Annotated in this window: 21 protein-coding genes and 1 pseudogene; all 22 read right to left on the reverse strand. The window is 70.5% G+C overall.

Annotated elements, in window-relative coordinates; all coding sequences use genetic code 11:
• Positions 1-362: 362 nt before the first annotated feature.
• The 22 genes and pseudogenes from K6753_RS14200 to K6753_RS14305 all read right to left on the reverse strand — a co-directional run bounded on the left by K6753_RS14200 (position 363) and on the right by K6753_RS14305 (position 21502).
• On the reverse strand, positions 363-1793 hold the full coding sequence (locus tag K6753_RS14200; RefSeq protein ID WP_223677130.1) for a sigma-54 dependent transcriptional regulator: 1431 nt from the start codon (positions 1791-1793) through the stop codon (positions 363-365).
• Complete coding sequence (locus tag K6753_RS14205) at positions 1790-2206, reverse strand: response regulator (RefSeq protein ID WP_223677131.1); 417 nt, start codon at positions 2204-2206, stop codon at positions 1790-1792. Before K6753_RS14205 ends, K6753_RS14200 begins: the two co-directional genes overlap by 4 nt.
• Before the next feature lie 10 nt (positions 2207-2216).
• The gene (gene rpoN / locus K6753_RS14210; protein WP_223677132.1) at positions 2217-3623 is read right to left on the reverse strand and encodes an RNA polymerase factor sigma-54; all 1407 of its coding nucleotides are present in this window, start codon (positions 3621-3623) and stop codon (positions 2217-2219) included.
• Positions 3624-3822: 199 nt separating this feature from the next.
• Positions 3823-4458, reverse strand: coding sequence for a response regulator (locus tag K6753_RS14215; protein WP_223677133.1), 636 nt, complete (start codon positions 4456-4458; stop codon positions 3823-3825).
• Between the two features lie 203 nt (positions 4459-4661).
• Complete coding sequence (locus K6753_RS14220) at positions 4662-5228, reverse strand: PilZ domain-containing protein (protein ID WP_223677134.1); 567 nt, start codon at positions 5226-5228, stop codon at positions 4662-4664.
• A 5-nt stretch (positions 5229-5233) separates the two neighbouring features.
• Positions 5234-5503: a hypothetical protein gene (locus tag K6753_RS14225; protein ID WP_223677135.1), complete on the reverse strand. Its 270-nt coding sequence runs from the start codon at positions 5501-5503 to the stop codon at positions 5234-5236.
• Positions 5500-5919, reverse strand: coding sequence for a flagellar export chaperone FliS (gene fliS / locus K6753_RS14230; RefSeq protein ID WP_223677136.1), 420 nt, complete (start codon positions 5917-5919; stop codon positions 5500-5502). Before fliS ends, K6753_RS14225 begins: the two co-directional genes overlap by 4 nt.
• Before the next feature lie 10 nt (positions 5920-5929).
• Positions 5930-7261: a flagellar filament capping protein FliD gene (fliD, locus tag K6753_RS14235; protein ID WP_223677137.1), complete on the reverse strand. Its 1332-nt coding sequence runs from the start codon at positions 7259-7261 to the stop codon at positions 5930-5932.
• 230 nt (positions 7262-7491) lie between these two features.
• Positions 7492-8673 (reverse strand): flagellin, encoded by a 1182-nt coding sequence (locus tag K6753_RS14240; protein ID WP_223677138.1) that lies wholly within the window; start codon positions 8671-8673, stop codon positions 7492-7494.
• A gap of 401 nt (positions 8674-9074) precedes the next feature.
• Entirely contained in the window at positions 9075-10271 is a 1197-nt protein-coding gene (flgL, locus tag K6753_RS14245; protein ID WP_223677139.1) for a flagellar hook-associated protein FlgL, read from the reverse strand.
• A gap of 28 nt (positions 10272-10299) precedes the next feature.
• Entirely contained in the window at positions 10300-12177 is a 1878-nt protein-coding gene (gene flgK, locus K6753_RS14250; RefSeq protein ID WP_223677140.1) for a flagellar hook-associated protein FlgK, read from the reverse strand.
• Positions 12178-12180: 3 nt separating this feature from the next.
• A pseudogene (flgJ, locus tag K6753_RS14255) lies at positions 12181-13152 on the reverse strand (flagellar assembly peptidoglycan hydrolase FlgJ); the annotation flags it as partial.
• A 254-nt stretch (positions 13153-13406) separates the two neighbouring features.
• Complete coding sequence (locus K6753_RS14260; protein WP_425492138.1) at positions 13407-14459, reverse strand: flagellar basal body P-ring protein FlgI; 1053 nt, start codon at positions 14457-14459, stop codon at positions 13407-13409.
• A 169-nt stretch (positions 14460-14628) separates the two neighbouring features.
• A complete protein-coding gene (flgH, locus tag K6753_RS14265; RefSeq protein ID WP_223677143.1) occupies positions 14629-15402 on the reverse strand; it encodes a flagellar basal body L-ring protein FlgH in 774 nt (257 codons plus the stop codon).
• A gap of 8 nt (positions 15403-15410) precedes the next feature.
• A complete protein-coding gene (gene flgG, locus K6753_RS14270) occupies positions 15411-16196 on the reverse strand; it encodes a flagellar basal-body rod protein FlgG (protein ID WP_223677144.1) in 786 nt (261 codons plus the stop codon).
• Positions 16197-16279: 83 nt separating this feature from the next.
• Positions 16280-17026: a flagellar basal body rod protein FlgF gene (locus tag K6753_RS14275; protein ID WP_223677150.1), complete on the reverse strand. Its 747-nt coding sequence runs from the start codon at positions 17024-17026 to the stop codon at positions 16280-16282.
• Positions 17027-17189: 163 nt separating this feature from the next.
• Positions 17190-18410, reverse strand: coding sequence for a flagellar hook protein FlgE (gene flgE / locus K6753_RS14280; protein ID WP_223677145.1), 1221 nt, complete (start codon positions 18408-18410; stop codon positions 17190-17192).
• Positions 18411-18449: 39 nt separating this feature from the next.
• A complete protein-coding gene (locus K6753_RS14285; RefSeq protein WP_223677146.1) occupies positions 18450-19118 on the reverse strand; it encodes a flagellar hook assembly protein FlgD in 669 nt (222 codons plus the stop codon).
• Between the two features lie 26 nt (positions 19119-19144).
• Positions 19145-19552 carry a flagellar basal body rod protein FlgC gene (gene flgC, locus K6753_RS14290; RefSeq protein ID WP_223677147.1) on the reverse strand — a complete coding sequence of 136 codons (408 nt, stop codon included), beginning with the start codon at positions 19550-19552 and terminating at the stop codon, positions 19145-19147.
• A 52-nt stretch (positions 19553-19604) separates the two neighbouring features.
• Positions 19605-19973 (reverse strand): flagellar basal body rod protein FlgB, encoded by a 369-nt coding sequence (flgB, locus tag K6753_RS14295; RefSeq protein ID WP_223677148.1) that lies wholly within the window; start codon positions 19971-19973, stop codon positions 19605-19607.
• A gap of 284 nt (positions 19974-20257) precedes the next feature.
• Positions 20258-21190 carry a chemotaxis protein CheV gene (locus K6753_RS14300; RefSeq protein ID WP_223677149.1) on the reverse strand — a complete coding sequence of 311 codons (933 nt, stop codon included), beginning with the start codon at positions 21188-21190 and terminating at the stop codon, positions 20258-20260.
• Positions 21191-21394: 204 nt separating this feature from the next.
• The gene (locus tag K6753_RS14305) at positions 21395-21502 is read right to left on the reverse strand and encodes a PilZ domain-containing protein (protein ID WP_425492140.1); all 108 of its coding nucleotides are present in this window, start codon (positions 21500-21502) and stop codon (positions 21395-21397) included.
• Positions 21503-21506 lie beyond the last annotated feature (4 nt).

The raw sequence follows: 21506 nt of genomic DNA on the forward strand, positions 1-21506 counted from the left end.
ACTTACGTCGCTCCTACAACGGAGGTGAGGGGCCGCGGCGACCGGGCTTCGCGGCTGAAGCCGCTCCTACAACATCCCCATGGACGTGATACGGCCTAAGCCGGGGAACGCTCCCTGTAGGAGCGGCTTCAGCCGCGATCTGGAACCGGTGGCGCGTGGGGCATCCGGTCGCGACTCACGTCGCTCCTACAAATGAAGTGTGGGTTCGTGGCGACCGGGCTTCGCGGCTGAAGCCGCTCCTACAAGGGCGGCGCGTTCACGACCCGCGCGTTCGCGACCGATGCATTCACCACCGGCGCATTCGAGAACCGGTGTGATCACGACCGGCGCGGTCACGGCCTGTGCGTTCGCGACCCGCGCGCTTACGACTCGTCGCGGTCGAAGCCGTACTTGCGCAGCTTCTCCACCAGCGTGGTGCGGCGCAGGCCGAGCAGGGGGGCGGCATGGGCGACGACGCCGTCGGCCTGTTGCAGGGCGGCGCGGATCAGTTCGACTTCGATCTCGGCCATGTGCCCGCGCAGGTCGATGCCTTCCGGCGGCAGCGTCGTGTTGGGCGACAGCGTGGCCGGGTCCGGCGCGGCTGCTGCGGCCGCGGCGGCGACAGGCGATTCGGGCATCGGCGCGGCGGGCGTGTCCGGCAGCCCGGCGCGGTAGCGGGCCGGCAGGTCGTCGGCGGTCACCTGGCCGGACGGGTGCAGCACCGACAGGCGCTCGAGCAGGTTGCTCAGCTCGCGCACGTTGCCGGGCCACGCGTAGTGGCGTAGCGCCTGCACCGCGTCCGGCGCCAGCTTGACGCTGCCGCGGCCGGAATCCGACAGCTGGCGGGCGATGGCGGCGATCAGGTCGGGCAGGTCGTCGGCGCGCTCGCGCAGCGCCGGCATCTCGATGGGGAACACGTTGAGCCGGTAGAACAGGTCTTCGCGGAACTTGCCCTCGGCGATGTGCGTTTCCAGGTTGCGGTGGGTCGCGGCGATGACGCGCACGTCGCACTGCATGGTCTGGGTGCCGCCGACGCGCTCGAAGGTGCGCTCCTGCAGCACGCGCAGCAGCTTGACCTGCATCGCCATCGGCATGTCGCCGATCTCGTCCAGCAGCAGCGTGCCGCCCTCGGCCATCTCGAAGCGGCCCTTGCGCTGGGTCAGTGCGCCGGTGAAGGCGCCCTTCTCGTGGCCGAACAGCTCGCTTTCCAGCAGGTCGGCCGGGATCGCGCCGCAGTTGATCGCCACGAACGGCTTGCCGGCGCGCTTGGAGCGCTGGTGGATGGCGCGCGCGGCGACCTCCTTGCCGGTGCCGGACTCGCCCAGGATCAGCACGGTGGTGTCGAACGGCGCCACCTGGTCGAGCATCTGCGACAGCTTGCGCACGGCCGGGCTACGGCCGGTCGGCCCGTTGTCGCCCTCGGACGTGCTGCGGCGCTCGTCCTCGTCGATGCGCTTGAGGCTGGCGCGGCGCAGCGCTTCCTGCAGCTGGGTGCGGCGGATCGGGTAGTCCAGCGTCCAAACCGATTCGGGGTGCAGCTGCTGGCGCCAGTCGGCGCCTTCGTGGCCGGGCAGCACCATCAGCGGCGGGTGCAGCGACTGGCTCGACAGCCACTGTGCGAACCCGTCGAAGCCGGCATCGCCCTCGGTGTCGCCCACGACCACGGCGACCCAGTCGCTGGCGCGGGCCTTCTTCAGGTCGATGTCGGCGGCATCGGCGATGCGCGGCGAGAAGTCCATGAACTCCAGGAGCGTGGCGACGCGTTCGGCACGCTGCGCATCCTGGTCGAGCAGGAGGATGCGTGACTCGCTCATCCCGCCGACCCCGCGGGTGCCGGGTCGAGGACGGACGGCGCGCCGTCGCCGGCGATGCGCTCCAGCAGCTCCAGCACATCGTGGATGTAGGACAGCTTGCTGACGAACGCATCGGCACCGGCGCGCGCGGCGTGCTCGCGGTGCTCGCTATCGTCGAAGTGGCTGGCGATCACCACGAACGGCGGGTTGTCCTGCGCCTTGATCAGGCGCGTGGCCTGCAGCCCGCCCATCTCCGGCATCGCCAGGTCCATCAGCACCACGTCCGGGCGCAGCGCCTCGCACTGGGCGATCGCCTGGATGCCGTTGTTGGCCGAGCCGACGACGTCCACCCATTCGAGCTTGCGCAGGTGGCGCATCGCGGCGTTGATGAAACCGGCGTGGTCGTCGACCAGCAGGATCCGGAGGGTCTTCATTGCAGTGTCCTCAGCAGGCCGCGCGGGCGGCGGCAGGCGGGCGCATCCGGGCGCGCGCGGGTCCGATCGAAAGTTGGTCGCGGTACTTGGCGACGGTGCGGCGCGCGATGCGCACGCCCTGGCGCGCCAGCATGCCGGCGATCACATCGTCGGCCAAGGGGGCGTGCGGCGGCTCGGCGTCGATCAGGCGCTTGACCATCGCCTTGACCGCGCTGCCCGACACCGCCGCGCCTTCCAGGCGCACCGCGAACAGGCGCTTGAGCTCGAAGGTGCCGCGCGGGGTCTGGATGTACTTGCCGCTGGTAATGCGCGAGACGGTGGACTCGTGCATGCCGATGGCATCGGCGACCTCGCGCAGGGTCAGTGGCGCGATGGCCTCCTCGCCGCGCTCCAGGAACGCCTGCTGGCGCTCCACCAGCACCTGCGCGGTGCGCAGCAGGGTGTCGTTGCGCATGGCGATGCCGCGCACCAGCCAGCGTGCCTCGTCGAGCAGGCCGCGCAGCGCGCTGTGTTCGCCCGGCGTGCCCGCCAGCGCCTGCTCGCAATGCGCGGCGATGCGCACGCGCGGCGTGCTGCGGCCGTTGAGCGCGACGCGCCAGCCACCGCCGAGATGGCGCACGACGACGTCCGGAATGATATGCGTGTCTTCGACTGCCGACGGCTCTTCGACCGCCGACGGGCGCAGCGACAGCACCACCGCGATGGCGGCCTGCACGGCGTCGGCATCGGCGCCGAGCGCCTTGGCCAGCGCGGCGTGGTCGTGGCGGGCCAGCAGGTCCAGGTGCGAGGCGACGATGCGGCGTGCCAGTGCGTGCGCGTCGTCGTCGATGCCACGCGCAGCCAGCTGCGCCAGCAGGCATTCGCGCGCATCGCCCGCGGCCAGGCCCGCCCAGTCGCCGTGCAGCAGGCGCAGGCGGACGGACTCGATCTCCAGCGGCTCCAGCGACAGCGCGTGCGTGGCGCGGGTCAGCAGTTCCGGGTGCGTGACTTCCAAAAAGCCGTGGTCGTCGCAGTGGTCCAGCCACCACGAGGCGATGGCGAGGTCGGCGTCGGTCCAGTCGGCGGCCAGTTCGCGCAGGGTGCGCACGCGCCAGTCGCTGGACTCGCCGGCGGCGATGCGCGCGGTGGCGTCGTCATCGCTGCCGCCGCCAGCCGAAAGACCGGACATGAAGGCGGGTTCAGGCAGCTCGTCCCACGCGGCGGCGTCCAGCGCGGCGTCGTCGCCGGCCTCGGCGATGGCGTCGGTTTCGCCAGCCTCGTCGTCGCCCTCGGTTTCGAGCATGGGGTTGCGCTCCAGCGCCTCGCGCAACTCCATCTCCAGCTGCGGCGCGGTCAGTTGCAGCAGGCGGATGGACTGCAGCAGCTGCGGCGTCAGGTTGACGCCCTGGCTCAGCTTGGCGGTGACGGTGGTCTTCATGATGATCCCCTGGAGCGCGCGGCGCGGTGCGCCGGTACATGTCCCCGTGGTCCCCACGCATTCCCCCGCGTGGTCCACGGCTTGCATGCTGCGCCTGGCGCGCCGGCAAGCGAATCGGGGCAAACCCGAGCGGTGTCGGGGCATCCCCGGCTCGGGTGTCAGGGTTTCCCCTACACGGCGCCGGAATCCCGGCGCGGGGTCACAGTTCGCCGTGCAGCCGCATCGCGGTGCGCAGCAGCTCCATGGCGTTGCGGCAGCCCAGGGCTTCCATCATCCGCGCGCGGTGGGTTTCCACCGTCTTGACGCTGATGCCCAAGTCGCCGGCGATCTGCTTGGTGGTGCGGCCCTGGCCGAGCATCGCCAGGATCTCGCGCTGGCGCGGGGGCAGGGCGTCGGCGGCTTCGCGCGTGTCGGGCTTGTCGGGGCGGTTGCCGCGCAGCTGCGGTGCCGACACCTGCGGGCTGAGGTAGGTGCGCCCGGCGGCGGCCGCGCGCAACGCGATCTCGAGCTCCGCCGGCGCAGCCTCCTTGACCACGAAGCCGCTGGCGCCACGGGCCAGTGCCTCGCGCACGTGGGTGGCGTCGTCGTGCATCGACATGATGACGACTGCAGTGTCCGGGCAGACGCGGCGCAGCTCGTCCAGCGCCTCGAAGCCGCTGCGGCCCGGCATCGACAGGTCCAGCAGGATCGCCTCGGGCTGGTGTTCGCGCGCCCGGATCACGACCTCGTCGGCGCTGGCGGCCTCGGCCACCACCTGCACGTCATCGAACGACTCCACCAGGCGCCGGAGGCCGGCACGGATCAGGGTGTGGTCGTCGCAGATCAATACCCGCACGTATCAGGGCTCCGGCCGGGCGTAGGCGGCGGTGCCGGCCACCTTAGCCGACGGGGTGGGGCGGTGCCACCGGGTTTCATGTCGGACTGCCGCGATGCCGGGCGTCCCTGTAGGAGCGGCTTCAGCCGCGAACAGGAATCGGACCCGCGCGTTGTGCCGGATCGCGGCTGAAGCCGCTCCTACAGGAAGCGGGGCCTCACGCCTCAGCGCGGCCGGCGGGACTCGGCGATCGCGCGACGGTGGACGCGGAACAGGTGGCGTTCCAGCGCCGATTCCAGCGTCGGGGTCAGCGGGCCGAAGCGCAGCCACAGTTGCGGGCCATCGCCATCGGTGACGCTGGCCAGCACGGTGGCGGGCAGTTCCAGCGCCTCGGGCAGCCAGTCGGACGGCTGGATGCGGAAGATGCCGGTGGTGCCGGGCGCGGTGGCGGTGTCGCCGGGCACGCAGACGCCCAATGCCGACCAGCGCAGGGCGCGGATCGGCTCGGCCGGTTCCTGGGTGCGGGCCAGGCGGGCGACCAGTGCGGTCAGCAGGTCGACCTTGGCTTCCAGGCGGTTGAGCGCCGCGGTGCCCGGGTCGTATTCCTCGTTTTCTTCCACGCCGCGGCTGTCTTCCACCACGGCCAGCGCGCGCAGGAGGCCTTCCGAGCGCAGGCAGGCGGCGCGCAGCCGCGCCGGGTCCGATGCGCACGGCTGGAACCCGGCAGGACGCGTCTCCTCGCAGGCCAGCGCGTCGCCGAAGACTTCGCCGCGTGCAGTGTCGGCGTTCATCCCGCTCAACCGCTCGCCAGGTACGCCTGCACGCCGCGCTTGTCGCGGCCCAGGCGGCCCATCGCCGCGGCGGTTTCATCGCGCGTCGCGGTGAGTTCGGCGAGGAACGCCTGCTGTGCGTGCAGCAGTGCGAGCAGGGCGGAGCGGTCGCCGCCTTCGGTTGCGATGGCCTTGCGCAGTTCGACTTCGTGGTCGCGCATCAGCGTGGCGGCCGCGTCCCAGTCGCCCGCATCCAGCGACGCGCGGATCGCATCGGTGGGCAGCGCGGGGATCATGCCGCGCCGCCGGCAACAGTGGCCTGCGATTGGCCCTGGCCGATGGAGTTCCATGCCGTTTCGATGTCGGCCAGCAATGCGTCCACTTCCTGCAGCGGCGCGGTCTGGTTGCCGGCGTTGGCCTCGAGCAGGCGGCGCTGGGCGTAGTCGTACAGCGCGGCCAGGCCGTCGGCGATCTCGCCACCGGCTTCATGGTTGAGCGAGCCATTGAGGCCACCGATGATCGCGCTGGCGTCGGCGATGGCCTGGCCCTTGCGGAGCAGGTCGCCGCGCTCCAGGCACGCCACCGCCAGCCGAGCACGCTCACGCGCGCCCGACAGCATCAACCCGATCAGCCGGTGCGGATCGGCGTCCAGCACCGCGCTGGACACGCTGGTCTGGCGGTACTGGTTGGCGAGGTTGTGGGCGCTGTACATGGGGTGGGCCTCAGAATCCGGGCAGGTTGGCAAGCTGTTGGGCGAGATAGTTGCTGGTGCTCTGGAGCTGCGCCACCAGCCCGTCGAGGGCGACGAACTGCGCGCGGTAGCGGGCTTCCACCTGCCCCATACGGCGGTCCAGCGCCAAACGTTGTGAATCGAGTGCCTTGGTGCGCGCGTCGAGGCTGTCGCTGCGGCTGTCCATCAGGCCGTCGTCGTCGAGCAGCGTGTCGAGCGTGCGGGTCACGCCCGCGCCGATGCCGGTCTCTTCGTCGAACAGCGCCGACACCGCGGCCGGGTCCTCGGCGATCGCCTTGTTGAAGGCGGCTTCGTCAATCTTGAGCTTGCCGTCTTTCTCGACCGTGATGCCCACGGCTTTGAGTTCGACGACGTTGCTGCTGAGGTGGGCGCGCAGGTCGCGGCTGGCGCCACGGACCATCGCGTCGCCATTGAGCGCGGCGGCCACCTGCGTGCTGGTGTTGTAGGCGGTAGCGCTGGCGATCGCGCCGTGCGCGCCGTTGTACGCGTTGACGAATGCCTTGGCCGCGTTGCGCTGCGCCGACGGGTCCGAGGCGACGCCGAGGTTGAACTCCGTGCCGGGTTCGGCGCGGGTCAGCTCGACCGTGACGCCCGGAACGAGGTCGGCGATGCGGTTTTCCGACAGCGTCCGGGTCAGGCCGTCGATATGCACGATGGCATCCGCGGCCGCGGCCTGCTGCTGCATGCCGCCCGTGGCACCGTCGAAGGTGAAGGCCGACAGGCCGCCATCGCCGCCGCTGGTGGTGACGGTGATGGCATTGGCGGTGCCGGTCTTGGACGCGCTCAGCACCAGGTGCGAGCCGGCGTCGGATTCGATGATGGTCGCCAGGATGCCTTCGCCACCGGCGGCGACGTTGATGGCATCGCGGATACCGGCCAGCGTGTTGGATTCGCCGTCGATTTCCACGTCCAGCGTGGTCTCCCCGAAGTTCAGGGTGAGGGTGCCGGTACCGACCGCGGATTCGCTGTCGGCAAAGCCGGCCGAGGCCAGCTTCTGCGCGGTCGCCAGGGCTTCGACTTCGACGCGGTACTGCCCAAGGGCGGCGCCCGCGGTCGCCGTTGCGGTGAAGCCGGCATCTTTTTCGACGGTGACGTTGCGGGCGTTGCGCGCGGCGTTGCCCGACAGGGCGTCGGCCGACGTGCGCAGCGTGGAGAAGGCGCTGCGCAGGCTGCCCAGTGCGGAGATCTGCGCCTGCAACTGCCTGCTGGTGCGGTCGTTGCGCGCATCGGTGGGCGCGCGCTCGGCGGCGACCAGCTGGCTGACGATGCCGTTGACGTCCAGGCTGGAGCCAATCGCGCTCATCGCGTCGTTCCGGCCGGGGCGTGGGTCGCGCAGGCGCCGGTGGCGGCGATCACGCTACGAAATTCGTATCGGTCGTGGCGCATGGCGTGGGTCCTGCGGGACGGAAAGAGGGGTGGTGCGGTAGTGCGTTTCCGGATCATGCCGCCGTGGATGCACGTTGCGTGCCGCGGCGGAAGTCACCGGGGCAGGGCGCCGGTGTGGCGCCCTGCCCGCGGTGGAGTGCCGATCGCTTAGCGCAGCAGGCTCAGCACGCCCTGCGGCGCCTGGTTGGCCTGGGCCAGCATCGCGGTACCGGCCTGCTGGAGGATCTGGTTGCGAGTCAGCTGGGCGGTTTCCTTGGCGAAGTCCGCGTCCTGGATTCGGCTGCGGGCGGCCGACAGGTTCTCGGAGTTCGACGACAGGTTGGCCACGACCGAGCTGAAGCGGTTCTGCACGGCACCCATGTCGGCGCGGGCGGTGTTGAGCGCGTTCAGGGCGGCGTCCATGGCCAGCATGGCGTTGTCGGCGCCGGCGGCGGTGGAGATGTCCAGCGCGGCAAAGCCCGTCTGGTCCGTACCAGCGACGGTGGCGGCGGCGACGGTGCCGTCGGCCAGGCCGCTGGAGGCGGTGCCGCCAGCAGTGGCTTCGATCACGATGTCGTCGGCCGAGGTCAGAACGACGCCGTCGCCGTCATCATTGAGTGCGGCGGTCACGCCTGCGATGCCCGCGCCGTTGATTGCGGCCAGCAGGTCGGCTGCCTGATCAGCGCCGGTGGCGTCAGCGGCCGACGCGGCCAGCGTGATCTCGGTGCCGTTGATCACAAGGTCGCCGGAACCGATGGCCGCGAACTGGGCGCCACCCGTCTGGTCGGCCAGAGCCGCACCGTCAGCCTGGGCGGACACGGTGTCGGCCGAGGTCCACTCACCCAGCGCAGCGGAGCTGGCGTTGGCGATCTCGGACACGGTGATGGTCTCGCCCTGGTTGGCGCCGACCTGGAAGGTCTGGTCCTGGAACGAGCCGTCGAGCAGCTTCACGCCGTTGAACGAGGTCTGCGTGGCGACGCGGTCGATCTCGGCCTTCAGCTGCTGGGCTTCCTTGTTCAGGGCTTCGCGGTCGGAGGCGGAGTTGGTGGCATTGCGCGACTGCACGGCCAGCTCGCGGATGCGCTGCAGGTTGTTGCCGATCTCGCCCATGGCGCCTTCGGCGGTCTGGGCCAGCGAGATGCCGTCGTTGGCATTGCGGGCGGCCTGGTCCATGCCGCGGATCTGCGTGGTGAAGCGCTCGGAGATGGCGAGGCCGGCGGCGTCGTCCTTGGCGCTGTTGATGCGCAGGCCCGAGGACAGGCGCTGCAGGCTGGTGGCCAGATCGGCGCCCGTGTTGGACAGGTTGCGCTGCGCGTTGAGCGACATGATGTTGGAGTTGATGACTTGCATGTGTGCGTCTCCTGGAAGGGGTGATCCGGCGGGCGGCGAAGGCCTGGGGCCGGGTTTCGCAGGGTGTTGGCGGTAGTGCCCTCGCCGCTGCTGTGATGGATAACGGCGCGTGCTTGTCAAGCTTTAGGGGCGATTTGCCGAATGAGCCGACGAACGGTCGGTGACAGTGACGGCCACCTCATCGCAACGTCACGCTTGGACCGTCATTCCCGCGAAGGCGGGAATCCAGGGACGTTGGAGACGCAGGGCTTCAACCAACTTGGGATGCGGATGTAGAGCCACGTCCATGGATGTTCGGCTCCGCCGAAGTGAAGCGCGAGCCCGCTTACGCAGGAATGACGGCTATGGAGATGTCTTGCCTGCGCTGCGGCGCGCAATGCGTAGATGGCCGTCGAAGTGCCTCAACGCAGGCGATCGAACAGCGACAGCCCCTGCACGCGCATCATCGTGGACTGCGCGGCTTCCAGCGCGGTGAGCTGCAGCGTGAGCTTGCTGGCGGCTTCGGCGAAGTCGACATCGCGCAAGGACGACAGGGTGTCGCTCATCGAGACTTCGCCGGCCTCGCGGGTGTCGGCGGCCGCATCCACGGCCGACAGCCGTGCGCCGGTGTCGGCGCGCAGTCGCAACAGATGGTCCTGGGCCGACGTGATGTCCGCCAGCGATTCGCTGATGATGTTGTCGCGCCGTGCACGTTCGGCATCGGTGGTGGCCGGTGCGGACATCGCGTCGGTCAGCCGCTGCAACGTGGTGAACACGTCCTGGTTGGGCGCGCGCTGCACGTCAAAGCCATCGCCCGCGGCGGGCTCGCCCGTGATGCGCAACGTCACGCCGCCAACGTCGATCGAATCGCCGCTCTCGTACGTGCCGCTCGACAGGACGGTGCCACCGGCATCGAGCACGTCATAGCTATCGGGACCGGTGAATTCCAGCCGCAGCGCTGCGCCGTTCCACTGCGCGCTGTCGGTGACCGAAGTCGCCTGCAGCACCGCGCGGCCCGTGTTGGTCGGGTCGGCCGCGCCGCGTACTTCGCCGGTGCCCGCGCGCACGCGCAGGAACACCTCGCTGCCCGAATCGGTGTCGGCCACGGCAAGTCCCGGGGCGATGTCCACCTGGTTCTGGCCGTCGTCGCCGGCATAACTCACGTTGCCGCCCGACAGCGCGAACGGCGTGACGCCGTCGCGCGACCCGGCGAACAACTGGCGCCCGTTGCCGTCGTCGCGGTTGGCGATGCCCAGCATCTGTGCCTGCAACGCCTTGAGCTCGGCGACCAGCATGGTGCGGTCGCCATCCGACAGCGAGGCGTTGTTGCCCTGCAAGGCGAGTTCGCGCGCGCGCGTCAGCGTGTCGCCGGCATCACCCAGTGCGCCTTCCTGCAGTCGCAGGCGGTGCTCGACCAGCCCGCTGTTGCGCTCGAACTGTTCCAGCGATGCCAGTGCGTGGTCGATGCGCTGCGCGGACGCGGCGCCGGCCGGGTCCTGCGCGGCGCGCGTGAGCTTGTTGCCGGTGATCAGCTCCTGCTGGGTGCGGGCGATCTCCTGCTGGCGGCCGAGCATGCCGGCCAAGCCCTGCGCGTGCAGTTGCGCGGTGGAAATCCTCATGCCCGCCTCCCGTTATCCGTAGGGCCGCTCATCGACGCACCGCGCCGAGCAGCGACTGGAACAGCGTGTCGGCCGTGGCGATGACCTGCGCGGCAGCCTGGTAGGCCTGCTGGTAGCGCAGCAGGTCGGCGGCTTCCTCGTCGAGGTTCACGCCCGACACCGACTCGCGCTCCGCCGTCACCTGCGCATCGATCGCGCTCTGCGCCTCCAGCGTCATTTCCGCGTGGCGCGCATCGCTGCCGACGCGGCCGGTGAACTGCGCCAGGCCTTCGGTGAGTCCAACGGTGCCGCCGTTGAGCACGCCCGACGTGTCCAGCCCCGCCAGCACGCGCGCGTTGCCGTTGTCGGAAGAGCGCGCGGGCGTGGGCGACAGGGTGAAGCTGTCGCCGGCCACCGGTGCGCCATCGAGCTGCACCGACCAGCCGGCACCGGTGATCGGCGTGCCGGCGGTGTACGGGTAGGGGCCGGCGCCGTCGACCGTGTACTGGCTGGCGTCGATGAATTCGATGGTCGCACCGCCGAACCCGGCAAACGCGGCCGGATCGGTCACGCGTGCACCGCCCAGCGAGGCGTTGCCGAGGTTGCCGGTGTCGGCAGCCGTCTGCAGCGGCGATGCGGCGGCGATGCCGGCGGGATCGGTCAGCGCGACCGTCAGGCCGCTGGCCGCACCGGAGGTCGGCCGCAGCGAGAAGCGGTCGCCGTTGGCCGGCGCACCACCGACGACCAGCTCGACGCCGTCGACCACCAGCGGATCACCCGCGGTGCCGGTGCCGGTCATCGCGACCGGTTCGCCGGTGCCGGCGCGCGTCGCGCTCCAGGCCCCGCCGTCGAACCGCAGCGTCAGGTCGTGGCCCTTGAGCGCGCCGGTGTCGCCGAACGCCGCCGTCAACGTTGCGCCGCCGGTGTTGCCGGCATGGCGGTCGACCTTCGGCGCCGGGATCGAGAACAGGTCCGCGCCCGGTTGGCCGTTGTAGTCGACGCCGGCGTTCTGCGCGGTGTTGAAACTCTGCGCGAAGGACACCGCCAGGCGGCCGACCTCGGCACGCGCCGGGTCCAGCACGCGGTTGCGGAATTCCAGCAGGCCGCCGACTTCGCCCGACACGCTGCTGGTCGGCAGCTGCACCGGCCCGTTGGGGCCGTCCAGCGCCAGCTGCAGGCGGTCGGGGCGGAACGGGTCGGTCACGGTGCTCAGCGACATCGCGCGGTTGCCCAGCACCATCGCCTGGCCGCCGGCGGTGAAGACGTTCATCGCGCCGTCGTCCTGCATGACGGTCTCGCCGCCCACCAGTCCGGCCAGCTGCTGCACGCGCAGGTCGCGCTGGTCGAGCAGTTCGGGCGTGGCGTTGCTGCCGGCGGCGACGATGTCGCGGTTGAGGTTGGCGATCTCCGAGGCGATGCGGTTGGCCTCGCCGACCTGCGCGGTCATGCGCTCGTTGGTCTCGGTCTCCATGCCGGCCAGGCTCTGGTCCATCGAGCGCCAGCGCGCGGCGAGCTGCTCGGCCGAAGCCAGCACCTGGCTGCGCGCGACCGTCGACGTGGGTTCGGCGACCACGCCTTCGACCGCGCCGAAGAAGCCCGACCACGGGGCGGACAGGCCGGTGGCGGTGTCCGACACCAGGCCGTCGATGCGACCGGACAGCGACGACAGTTGCTGCAGGCGGCCGAGCTCGCTGCTGCTGTCGACCTGCCGCGCGAACACCAGGCTGTCGGCCAGGCGTTGCAGCTTGGCGACGTCCACGCCGGTGCCGATGTGCGAGGCGCCGACGCCCTGGCCGGGCCGCGTGGCGAGTTCGACGCGCTGCCGGCTGTAGCCGGGCGTTGCGGCGTTGGCGACGTTGTTGCCGACGGTGCCCAGCGCCCGCTGGAAGGCGAGCAGGGCGGAACTGCCGGTGGAAAGCATGGTCATGCGTCAGCCTCGCGTCGCGCCGGGCAGCGAGGCCAGCGCGCGGTTGAGCGTGGGCCCGTTGACGATCGCCGAGATCTTGGCGGCGTAGTTCGGGTCGGTGGCGTAACCGGCACGTTGCAGTGCCGAGGCGAAGCGCGTCGCGTCGGTGCCCGCCTCCAGCGCGCCGGAATAGCGCGAGCCGCGCAGCAGGCGCGCGTAGTCGGCGAAGCTGTCGTGCGCGGACGCGTAGGCGCGGAAGTCGGCGGTCTCGTTGCGACGCACGCCGTTGACGTATTCATGGGTGCCGGAGCTGACGCGCGCGCCGTTCCAGCCCGTGGCCTTGATGCCGAACAGGTTGTGCGAGTCCACGCCGCTGCCGCCACCCACCAGCTTGCGGCCCCAGCCGGTTTCCAGCGCGGCCTGCGCGACCAGCGCCTTGGGCGAGACGCCCAGCTCGGCGGCGGTGCGCTGCGCGTGCGGCCAGATCGACTTCACGAACGCTTCGGGACTGGAGCAGTCCAGCGTGCCGTCGGCGTCGCAGTGGGCGGCGTCCATGGAAGGCACGTTGGCGGGGTATTGCGGTTCGGGCGCCGGCGCAACCGGCAGCGCCAGCGGATTGACGGCCGGCATTGAGATACCGCTGGAACTTGGCGCCAGCATCCCGGCACCCGCCGCGGGCAGCACCATCGCCATGCCGGCGCCCACGTTTGGCATCGCCAGCGGCAGCATCGCGCCGGGCGCGCGGCCCGGCATTGGCAGGGGGCCGCTGGCCGTCACGCTGGCCTGGTCCATGCCGCTGCTGCGCTCGAGCTGCTGCACGATCATCGGCGCCAGGCCCAGGCCGCGGCCCTTGGTCAACTCGCGCGCCAGTTGCTGGTCGTGCATGTCCCGGTAGGTGCTGTTCTCCCCGAACATCGAATCGCCCATGCTGGTGGACCGCATGGTCTTGAGCATCATCTGCGCGAACTGCGTCTCCAGCTCGCGCGCGGCCGTCTGCAGCCGTTCGCGCGAAGGCTGCGCGGACGGCGTCAGGGGCACGGCGGTGGCGGATGGGAGGCGCATGGAGGGGTCAGTGCAAGGGCTGTGCCGTGTTTGGGGGCTAGGGGTTAGGGGTTAGGGGCTAGGGGCTAGGGCTAGGGGCTAGGGGCTAGGGGCTAGGGGCTAGGGGCTAGGGGCTAGGGAAAGCGAGGAGCGTGGCGGCGTGCGTGTTCTCACCAGCCTCCAGCCCCTAGCCTCCAGCTCCTCCAAGATCAGATCACCTCGAGTTCGGCGCGCAGCGAGCCGGCGCGCTTGAGCGCTTCCAGGATCGCGACGATGTCGCCCGGGGCGGCGCCGACGGCGTTGACCGCGCGGACGATGGCTTCCAGTGACGTGCCGCCTTCGAACATGAACATGCGGCTGCCTTCCTGCGTGGCCTCGATGGTCGACTGCGGGGTGACGGTGGTGACGCCGTTGGCGAAGGCGCCCGGCTGGTCGACCTGCAGGTTCTCGACGATCGACACGGTCAGGGAGCCGTGCGCGACCGCGGCCGGCAGCACGGTGACCTGTCCGCCCATCACCACGGTCCCGGTGCGGGCGTTGACGATGACCTTGGCCGCTGCCACGCCCGGCGCGACCTGCAGGCCTTCCAGCGCCGACAGGAACGAGATGCGGTCGCCCGGCGGCGGCGTCACTTCGATGGTGACGCCGTCCAGCGCGCGGGCGCGACCCGGGCCGAAGGCGCGGTCGATGGCCGAGACGATCGAGGCGGCGGTGGAGAAATCGAACTCGTGCAGGTTGAGCAGCACCGGGCCACCGGACGGGCCACCGGCGACGGCGCGCTCGACGATGGCGCCATTGGGGATGGAGCCGCTGTTGGGGGCGTTGACCGAGATCCGCGAGCCGTCGCGCCCGGAGGCGCCGAAGCCGCTGACCACCAGGTTGCCCTGTGCGATGGCATAGACCTCGCCGTCGATGCCCTTGAGCGGCGCCATCAGCAGGCTGCCGCCGCGCAGCGAGCCGGCGTTGCCGATGGACGACACGCTGACGTCGATGGTCTGGCCGGGCTTGGCGTAGGCGGGCAGCTCGGCGTGGATGGCCACGGCCGCCACGTTCTTGAGCTGCGGATTGACGCCCGGCGGAATGGTGACGCCGAGCTGGTCGAGCATGTTCTTCAGGCTCTGCACGGTGAAGGGCGTCTGGCTGGTGCGGTCGCCGCTGCCGTCCAGGCCGACCACCAGGCCGTAGCCCACCAGCTGGTTGCCGCGCACGCCGGCCACCTGGGCCAGGTCCTTGATGCGCTCGGCGCTGGCGGACGATGCCACTGCGAACAATGCGACGGCGGCGATTGCCCGGGTAGCCCGGGTAAGCGAAGCGCACCCGGGACGGCGCGCATCGGATGTGCGATCCCGGGTGCGGCCCATGGCCTTACCCGGGCTAAGGAAGCCCGAAAAAACACGCATGAGGTCGATCGGTCGGTTCACGTCACTTACCTCAGTACGGGAAGGCGGCGGAGTTGAAGAAGCGGCCCAGCCAGCCCATCGCGTTGGACCGCGCCAGCGTGCCGCGACCGCCATAGACGATGCGTGCCTCGCCGACCCGGTTGGACGGAATGCGGTTGTCGGGACCGATATCGGCCACGCGCACGATCCCTTGAACCTGGACCAGCTCGTCGCCCTGGTTGAGGCGCATCATTTTTTCGCCGCTCACCAGCAGGTTGCCGTTGCCCAGGTTGCGCACGACGGTCACGGTGATGTCGCCGTCGAGCTGGTTGGCCTGGGTGGAGTTGCCGACGCCGGCGAAGTCGCGGCTGCCCTCGACCTCCGCCTCCAGGATCGACTGGCCGTTGTAGGTGATCGGCACGCCGGCAATGGTCGGCGCGCCCATGGCGATGCCCGCGTCCTTGGTCACGGAGGTCTGCGCGACCGAGCGCGAGGTGGTGCGCTCGACCAGTTCGATGGTCAGCAGGTCGCCGACCTCGCGCGCCTTGTTGTCCTGGTACAGCCGCAGGCCGCGATTGCCACCGCCGGAGGCGTTGGCGTAGATCGAGCCGCCGCCGCTGGCCGCTGCGGCGTAGGCCGGCGTGGCAGGCATGGCGGCCGCCGGATGCGCGGCGTGGGGATGCGCCTGCGCGGCCATCGCCGGATGCGTGTCGTAGGGCGAGGGCGCGACGCGGTCGAACGGGCGGACGTCGCCCATGACGGTGGCGCAGCCAGGCAGCGCGAGGCACGCGGCCACGGCCATGCAAAGCGGGAAGCGGCGGGTCATGGTCGCGCTCACAGGTTCTGGTTGAGGAAGCCGAGCATGTTGTCGGTCGTCGAGATCGCCTTGGCGTTGGTCTCGTACGCGCGCTGGGTTTCGATCATCGACACCAGCTCCTCGACCACGTTGACATTGCTGCTCTCCAGCGCGCCCTGCACCAGCAGGCCGGCGCCGGCGGTGCCGGGGGCGCCCTGCTGCGCCGGGCCACTGGCGCCGGTCTCGATGTAGAGGTTCTCGCCCTTGGCCTGCAGGCCGGCGGGGTTGACGAAGTCGGCCAGCGTCAGCGCGCCGACCTGCACCGCCTCGGGCTCGCCGGCCAGCTGCACGCTGACGGTGCCGTCGGCGCCGATGGTGATGCTCTGCGCGCCCTCGGGCAGCTGCAGGCCCGGCTGCACCGGGTAGCCGGCGTTGGTGACCATCTCGCCCTGGGCGTTGATCTGGAAGCTGCCGTCGCGGGTGTAGGCCGAGCTGCCGTCGGGCAGCAGCACTTCGAAGAAGCCGCGGCCGTTGATCGCCACGTCCAGCGCGTTGCCGGTCTGCGACAGGTTGCCCTGGGTGAACTGCTTGGCCGTGGCCGCCACGCGCACGCCGGTACCGGTGGACAGGCCCGTCGGCAGCTGGGTCTGCTCGGAAGTCGCGCCGCCGGGCTGGCGCACGGTCTGGTACAGCAGGTCCTCGAAGCTGGCGCGGTCGCGCTTGAAGCCGGTGGTGTTGGTGTTGGCGAGGTTGTTGGAAATGACCGCCATGCGCGTCTGCTGCGCATCGAGTCCGGTCTTGGCGATCCACAGGGCCTGGGTCATGGCGGCGTCCTCCGGGACGGTGTCAATTCATCGGCGCGGCGCGGGTGGCAGTCATGCGTCGCGCGTTAAAGGGAGTGGAGCGGTCAGCGCGAGGACATCAGCGACGTCGCGGCGCGGGCGTTCTCTTCACCGCTCTGCAAGACGCGTACCTGCATCTCGAACTGGCGCGAGAGCTGGATCATCTGCACCAGCATCGAGGTGGAGTCGACGTTGCTGGCCTCGACCGCGCCGGAGGTCAGCACCTTGCCGGCGGCGGGTGCGGGCGGTGGGGCGCCGTCGGGCATGCGCATCAGTCCATCGCCGCCGCGCTCCAGGTCGCGCGTGGCCGCGGCCACCACCTGCAGGCGGCCGGCTTCGGCGACGTTGGCCGGCGGCTCGCCCTGCGGGACGATCGAGATGGTGCCGTCGCCGCCGATGTGCAGCGAGTCGTGCGGCGGGATGGCGACGGGCTGGCCGTTGGCGCCCAGCACCGGCAGGCCGGTGGACGTGGTCAGGATGCCGTTGGGGCTGAGCTTGAGGTCGCCGCTGCGGGTGTAGGCGGTGCCGCCGTCGGGTGCCTGCACGGCCAGCCAGCGGTCGGCGTCGAGCGCGACGTCCAGCGCGTCGCCGGTCTGCTGGATGGCGCCGGCGCGGGCGCTGACACCGAGGGTCTCGTGGCTGGCGGCGATGCGCGAGGCCAGCCCCGGCCCCTGCACCGGCGCGGCCACCGTGCCGTTGAGCGTGGCCTGGAAGCCGACCGTGTTGGCGTTGGCCAAGTTGTGCGACACCGAGGCTTGCGCTTTCAGCGTGGCGCTGGCGCCGGTCATGGCGACGTAGACGGATTTGTCGATCATCTCGGCCTCGCGGTCCGTGGTGCGGCGCCTTCGGGGCGGCCGCGTTGCACGGAGTGAGGCAAGACCCGTGCCGCGGCCGGGTGGCAGAAAAAAAACAGGCCGCCCCGGGGAGGAGGGCGACCTGTCGGTCCCGGGCGGCGCTCCGCGCCGCGGCCGGTGATCAGCGGATGTTGATGACGGTCTGGGTGATCTGGTCCTGAGTGGAGATCATCTGCGCGTTGGCCTGGAAGTTGCGCTGCGCGGTGATCATGTTCACCAGCTGCGCGGTCAGGTCGACGTTGGAGGCCTCCAGCGCGCCGCCCTGCACCAGGCCGAACTCGGAGTTTCCAGCGGCGCCGCGGCGCGGCTGGCCGGACTCGAACGTCTCCGCCCAGCCGTTGTCGCCCAGCGGCTGCAGGCCCTGCGGGTTGGCGAAGTTGGTCATCGCCACCTGGCCCAGCGCGTTGGACACGCCATTGGTGTAGCGCGCCGACACCACGCCGGTGGACGACACCTCGATGCCGGTCAGGCGGCCGGTGGCATGGCCGTCCTGCACCAGCTCGGACACACCGAACGACTCGCCGTATTGCGTGGACTCGCCCAGGTCGATGGTGATGTCCAGCGGCGCGGCGCCGTTGCCCGGGTCATAGGCGGGCAGGGTGAACTGGCCGGGATTGGGCGAGGCCAGCGCGCCGGTATCGGAATACTGCAGCGTGGTCGCACCGCCGACCGCATTGCCGTCGATCTCGGTGTGCACCTGCCACTCGTTGGCGTTGGCGGTCTTCACGAAGAACAGCGACTGCGTGTGCGGCGCGCCGAGCGAGTCGTACACCGTCAGAGAGGTGGTGTGGTTGTAGCTGGACGGGTCGGCCGAATCGAACGGCGCGATCGTCGGCGGCGCGGCATCGGCCGGCAGGTTGCTGCCGAGGTCAACGTCGGCGGTGGCGCGCGGCGGGGAGTCGCCGGTGGCCAGCTGCAGGTCGCTCATGCGGCCGGTGTCGAAGCCCTGGCCCGACGCGTTGGGTAGGTACACCTGCAAGCGGTGGCCGGACGGATTGACCACGTAGCCGTCGCGGTCGGCACCGAAGTTGCCGGCGCGCGAATACACCGACGAACCCTGGTTGGACAGGGTGAAGAAGCCCTGGCCGCTGATCGCGAGGTCCAGCGCCTTGCCGGTGAACTCGACGTTGCCCTGGTCGAACTGCTGGGCGACCTGGTTGAGCCGTACCCCGGCGCCGATGGTGTTGCGCGACAGGCCGTAGGCCGACACCGGGAACACGTCGCCGAACTCCGCGCGCGACTGCTTGAAGCCGGTCGTGTTGGCGTTGGCGATGTTGTTGGAGGTGACGTTGAGGTCGGAGTTGGCGGCGTTCATGCCGCTGAGCGAGATGCGGAAACTCATGGCGAGTGCTCCTGGGGAAGTCGGTACGGGTGGCCGGCGTCAGCCGAGCCGGCGGATGGACGACAGCGGATGGCTGCCGAGTCCGGAAAGGTTGAGGACCAGCCCGGTGGGTTCGATGGAGACGCTGTCCACGCGCGCGGCGATGCGCACCTCCAGCCCTTCGCTGCCTTCGCCGCTGCCGGCGGTGGCCTTGATGGAATAGCGCCCGGCCGGTGCGGTCGAGCCGTCGTCGGCCTTGCCGTCCCACGCCAGCGGCGTGCTGCCGGCGGCGTCGGCGTTGACGGTCATGCGACGCACGGTGGCGCCGCTGGCATCGACGATGTCGACCTGGATCGCACCCGCGGACGGCGCGTCGATCTCGCCGTTGACGCCGGCACCGGCGGCCAGGTCGACGGTGTCGACCTGCACCAGCGCGTCGCGTCCCACCAGGGCGGCGGCGCGCAGCGTCTGGTCGGACTCCATCACGCTGGCCATCGCGCCCATCGCGCTTTGCATCTCCTCGATGCCCTGCACGGTGGAGAACTGCGCCAGCTGGCCGAGGAACTCGGTGTTGGCCAGCGGCTTGAGCGGGTCCTGGTTCTTGAGCTGCTCGGTCATCAGCCGCAGGAAATCGGCCTGGCCCATGGAGGTGTCGCGCTCGGGCGGCCTGGTGGCCAGTCCGAATGAACCCCAGGGGTTCTCGTTGGTGGTGTTGGCGACGGCGGTCATCGTGGTCTGCCTGTGTCAGTGGGGCCTCAGCGGCCCATGTTGAGCGTCGCCATCGCCAGGTCCTTGGCGGTGTTGAACACTTCGACGTTGGCCTGGTAGCTGCGCGAGGCCGAGATCATGTCGACCATCTGCGCGACCGGATCGATGTCCGGCGCGTAGACGTAGCCTTCGCCGTCGGCGAGCGGGTGGCCGGGTTCGTAGCGCTTGATCGGCGCCGCTTCGCTCTGCGTCACCTCGGTGACGCGCACGCCGGCCAGCTCGGGGCGTGCGCCGACGGCTTCGGCCGAAAACACCGGCTGCAGCGCGCGGAACGTGCCCTCGGCTGTGCCCGACACCGAATCGGCGTTGGCCATGTTGCTGGCGATGGTGCTCAGCCGGACCGACTGCGCGTTCATCGCCGAACCGGCGACGTCGAAGATGGGGAGGTTGCTCATGGACGGCTCCTGTCAGGCCCGTTGGCGTGCGCGGCGCTCATGGCGGACGCGCTCATTGGCCCGTGATCGCGGTCAGCATCGACCGCACCTTGGATTCGACGAACGACAGCGATGCGCGGTACTCGAGCGTGGCTTGGGCGAAGGTCGCCTGTTCGCGCTCGCCGTCGACGGTGTTGCCGTCGAGGCTGGGCTGGCTGGAGGCGCGTTCGAAGCGCGAGGCCTGCGCGGCGCCGTGCAGGCCGTCGAGGCCGGCGGTCGGCGCCATGGCGGCATTCAGGGCCCGGTTGAAGTCCAGGTCCTGCGCCTTGTAGCCGGGCGTGTCGGCATTGGCCATGTTGGTCGCCAGCAGCTGCAACCGCTGCTCGCGCAGGGCCAGTGCCGTGCCATGGATGCCCAAGAAAGAGGAAGTGGGCTCGGTCATCGCGCCTCCGGGGTGCGGGTTCACCCGGGGTGAGGCAAGGCGCGTGCCACGGAGGGTCAGTGGCTGACAGGACGAGGGCGTTCCTGCTCCCTCCCCTGCGTGCAGGGGAGGGTTGGGGAGGGGTGACTTTCGCGCGAAGAGCTCGGCGCTCTGCGCCGGCGCAACCCCCTCCCAACCGCCCAGCCAACGAGCGCAGCTCGTCGGCGCTCCTCGCCCTGCGAGCCGGTGGCTCGCGAGAAGGGGTCTTCGCCCCCCTGCAGGCAGGGGGAGGAGCAAATAGAGCCTTAAGCCGCCTGCTGCACCGCGCTGATCCGTGCCGCGATGCGCTGGGCCAGCTCGTGTTCGGAGTACTTGGGCACGAAGTCGTCGGCGCCCACGCGCTCAACCATGGCGTGGTTGAACACGCCCGACAGCGAGGTGTGCAGCAGCACGTACAACCCGCGCAGGGCCGGGTTGCGACGGATTTCCGTCGTCAGCGTGTAGCCGTCCATCGCCGGCATCTCGATGTCGGAAATCACCATGGCGTAGCGCTGCGTCGGCGGCTGGCCGCTCTCGGCCAGTTGCTGAAGGTGCTCCAGTGCCTGGCGGCCGTCCGACAGCAGCGTCGCGGTCAGGCCGAGCTGCTCCAGCACCTGGCGGATCTGATTGCGGGCCACGCGCGAGTCGTCGACCACCAGTACCTCGCGCGCGCCGCTGACCGAGGTCAGCGGCATGATCTGCCCGGCAGTGCTGGCGCGCGGCGCGGACTCGGCCAGCACGCTTTCCACGTCCACCAGCTGGATCAGCTCGCCGTGGTGGCGCGTCACGCCGGTCAGGTAGTTGGAATCCCCGCCCAGGTCCGGCGGCGGCTGGATGTCCTCCACGGCGATGTTGACGATCCGCTCCACGCCCGACACTAGGAAGCCCTGCACGCTGCGGTTGAACTCGGTGACCACCAGGTACGGCGGCTCACCCGCCTCGCCGGGCGCGCCGTGGCCGATGGCGCGCGCCAAGTCCAGCACCGGCACCGTGCGTCCGCGCACGTCGGCCGCGCCGCGGAACGCCGGCGGCAGCTGCGGCAGCGTGAACAGCGGTGGGCGCGGGATCACCTCCTGCACCTTGAACACGTTCACGCCAAAAAGCTGACGCGTGCCCAGTCGGAAGAGCAGCAGGGCCAGCCGGTTGTGGCCGGCCAGCCGGGTGCGTTGGTCGATGCGGTCAAGGAGGTCCCGGCTCATGCAGGCGTTGTCGGCCGGGGCAGGGGTTTCTGTAGGCGTCGTACCCGCCCTTGTAGGAGCGGCTTCAGCCGCGAAGCCCGGTGGCCCGGACCCACCATTGACCCTGTAGGAGCGACTCACGTCGCTCCTACAACGATCACGAAACAACACGGCGACCGGGCTTCGCGGCTGAAGCCGCTCCTACAGGAAGCGGGGCCTCACGCCTCAGCGCGGCCGGTGGGACTCGGCGATCGCGCGACGGTGGACGCGGAACAGGTGGCGTTCCAGCGCCGATTCCAGCGTCGGGGTCAGCGGGCCGAAGCGCAGCCACAGTTGC

It is taken from the genome of Novilysobacter selenitireducens, from assembly GCF_020026895.1.
In the GTDB taxonomy this organism is placed as follows: domain Bacteria; phylum Pseudomonadota; class Gammaproteobacteria; order Xanthomonadales; family Xanthomonadaceae; genus Lysobacter_C; species Lysobacter_C selenitireducens.

Bases quoted from the DNA above. Each gene is read 5' to 3' on its own strand.
- K6753_RS14200 (WP_223677130.1), bottom strand. From the start codon at position 1,793: ATGAGCGAGTCACGCATCCTCCTGCTCGACCAGGATGCGCAGCGTGCC.
- K6753_RS14205 (WP_223677131.1), bottom strand. From the start codon at position 2,206: ATGAAGACCCTCCGGATCCTGCTGGTCGACGACCACGCCGGTTTCATC.
- rpoN (WP_223677132.1), bottom strand. From the start codon at position 3,623: ATGAAGACCACCGTCACCGCCAAGCTGAGCCAGGGCGTCAACCTGACG.
- K6753_RS14220 (WP_223677134.1), bottom strand. From the start codon at position 5,228: ATGAACGCCGACACTGCACGCGGCGAAGTCTTCGGCGACGCGCTGGCC.
- K6753_RS14225 (WP_223677135.1), bottom strand. From the start codon at position 5,503: ATGATCCCCGCGCTGCCCACCGATGCGATCCGCGCGTCGCTGGATGCG.
- fliS (WP_223677136.1), bottom strand. From the start codon at position 5,919: ATGTACAGCGCCCACAACCTCGCCAACCAGTACCGCCAGACCAGCGTG.
- fliD (WP_223677137.1), bottom strand. From the start codon at position 7,261: ATGAGCGCGATTGGCTCCAGCCTGGACGTCAACGGCATCGTCAGCCAG.
- K6753_RS14240 (WP_223677138.1), bottom strand. From the start codon at position 8,673: ATGCAAGTCATCAACTCCAACATCATGTCGCTCAACGCGCAGCGCAAC.
- flgL (WP_223677139.1), bottom strand. From the start codon at position 10,271: ATGAGGATTTCCACCGCGCAACTGCACGCGCAGGGCTTGGCCGGCATG.
- flgK (WP_223677140.1), bottom strand. From the start codon at position 12,177: ATGACCATGCTTTCCACCGGCAGTTCCGCCCTGCTCGCCTTCCAGCGG.
- flgH (WP_223677143.1), bottom strand. From the start codon at position 15,402: ATGACCCGCCGCTTCCCGCTTTGCATGGCCGTGGCCGCGTGCCTCGCG.
- flgG (WP_223677144.1), bottom strand. From the start codon at position 16,196: ATGACCCAGGCCCTGTGGATCGCCAAGACCGGACTCGATGCGCAGCAG.
- flgE (WP_223677145.1), bottom strand. From the start codon at position 18,410: ATGAGTTTCCGCATCTCGCTCAGCGGCATGAACGCCGCCAACTCCGAC.
- K6753_RS14285 (WP_223677146.1), bottom strand. From the start codon at position 19,118: ATGACCGCCGTCGCCAACACCACCAACGAGAACCCCTGGGGTTCATTC.
- flgC (WP_223677147.1), bottom strand. From the start codon at position 19,552: ATGAGCAACCTCCCCATCTTCGACGTCGCCGGTTCGGCGATGAACGCG.
- flgB (WP_223677148.1), bottom strand. From the start codon at position 19,973: ATGACCGAGCCCACTTCCTCTTTCTTGGGCATCCATGGCACGGCACTG.
- K6753_RS14300 (WP_223677149.1), bottom strand. From the start codon at position 21,190: ATGAGCCGGGACCTCCTTGACCGCATCGACCAACGCACCCGGCTGGCC.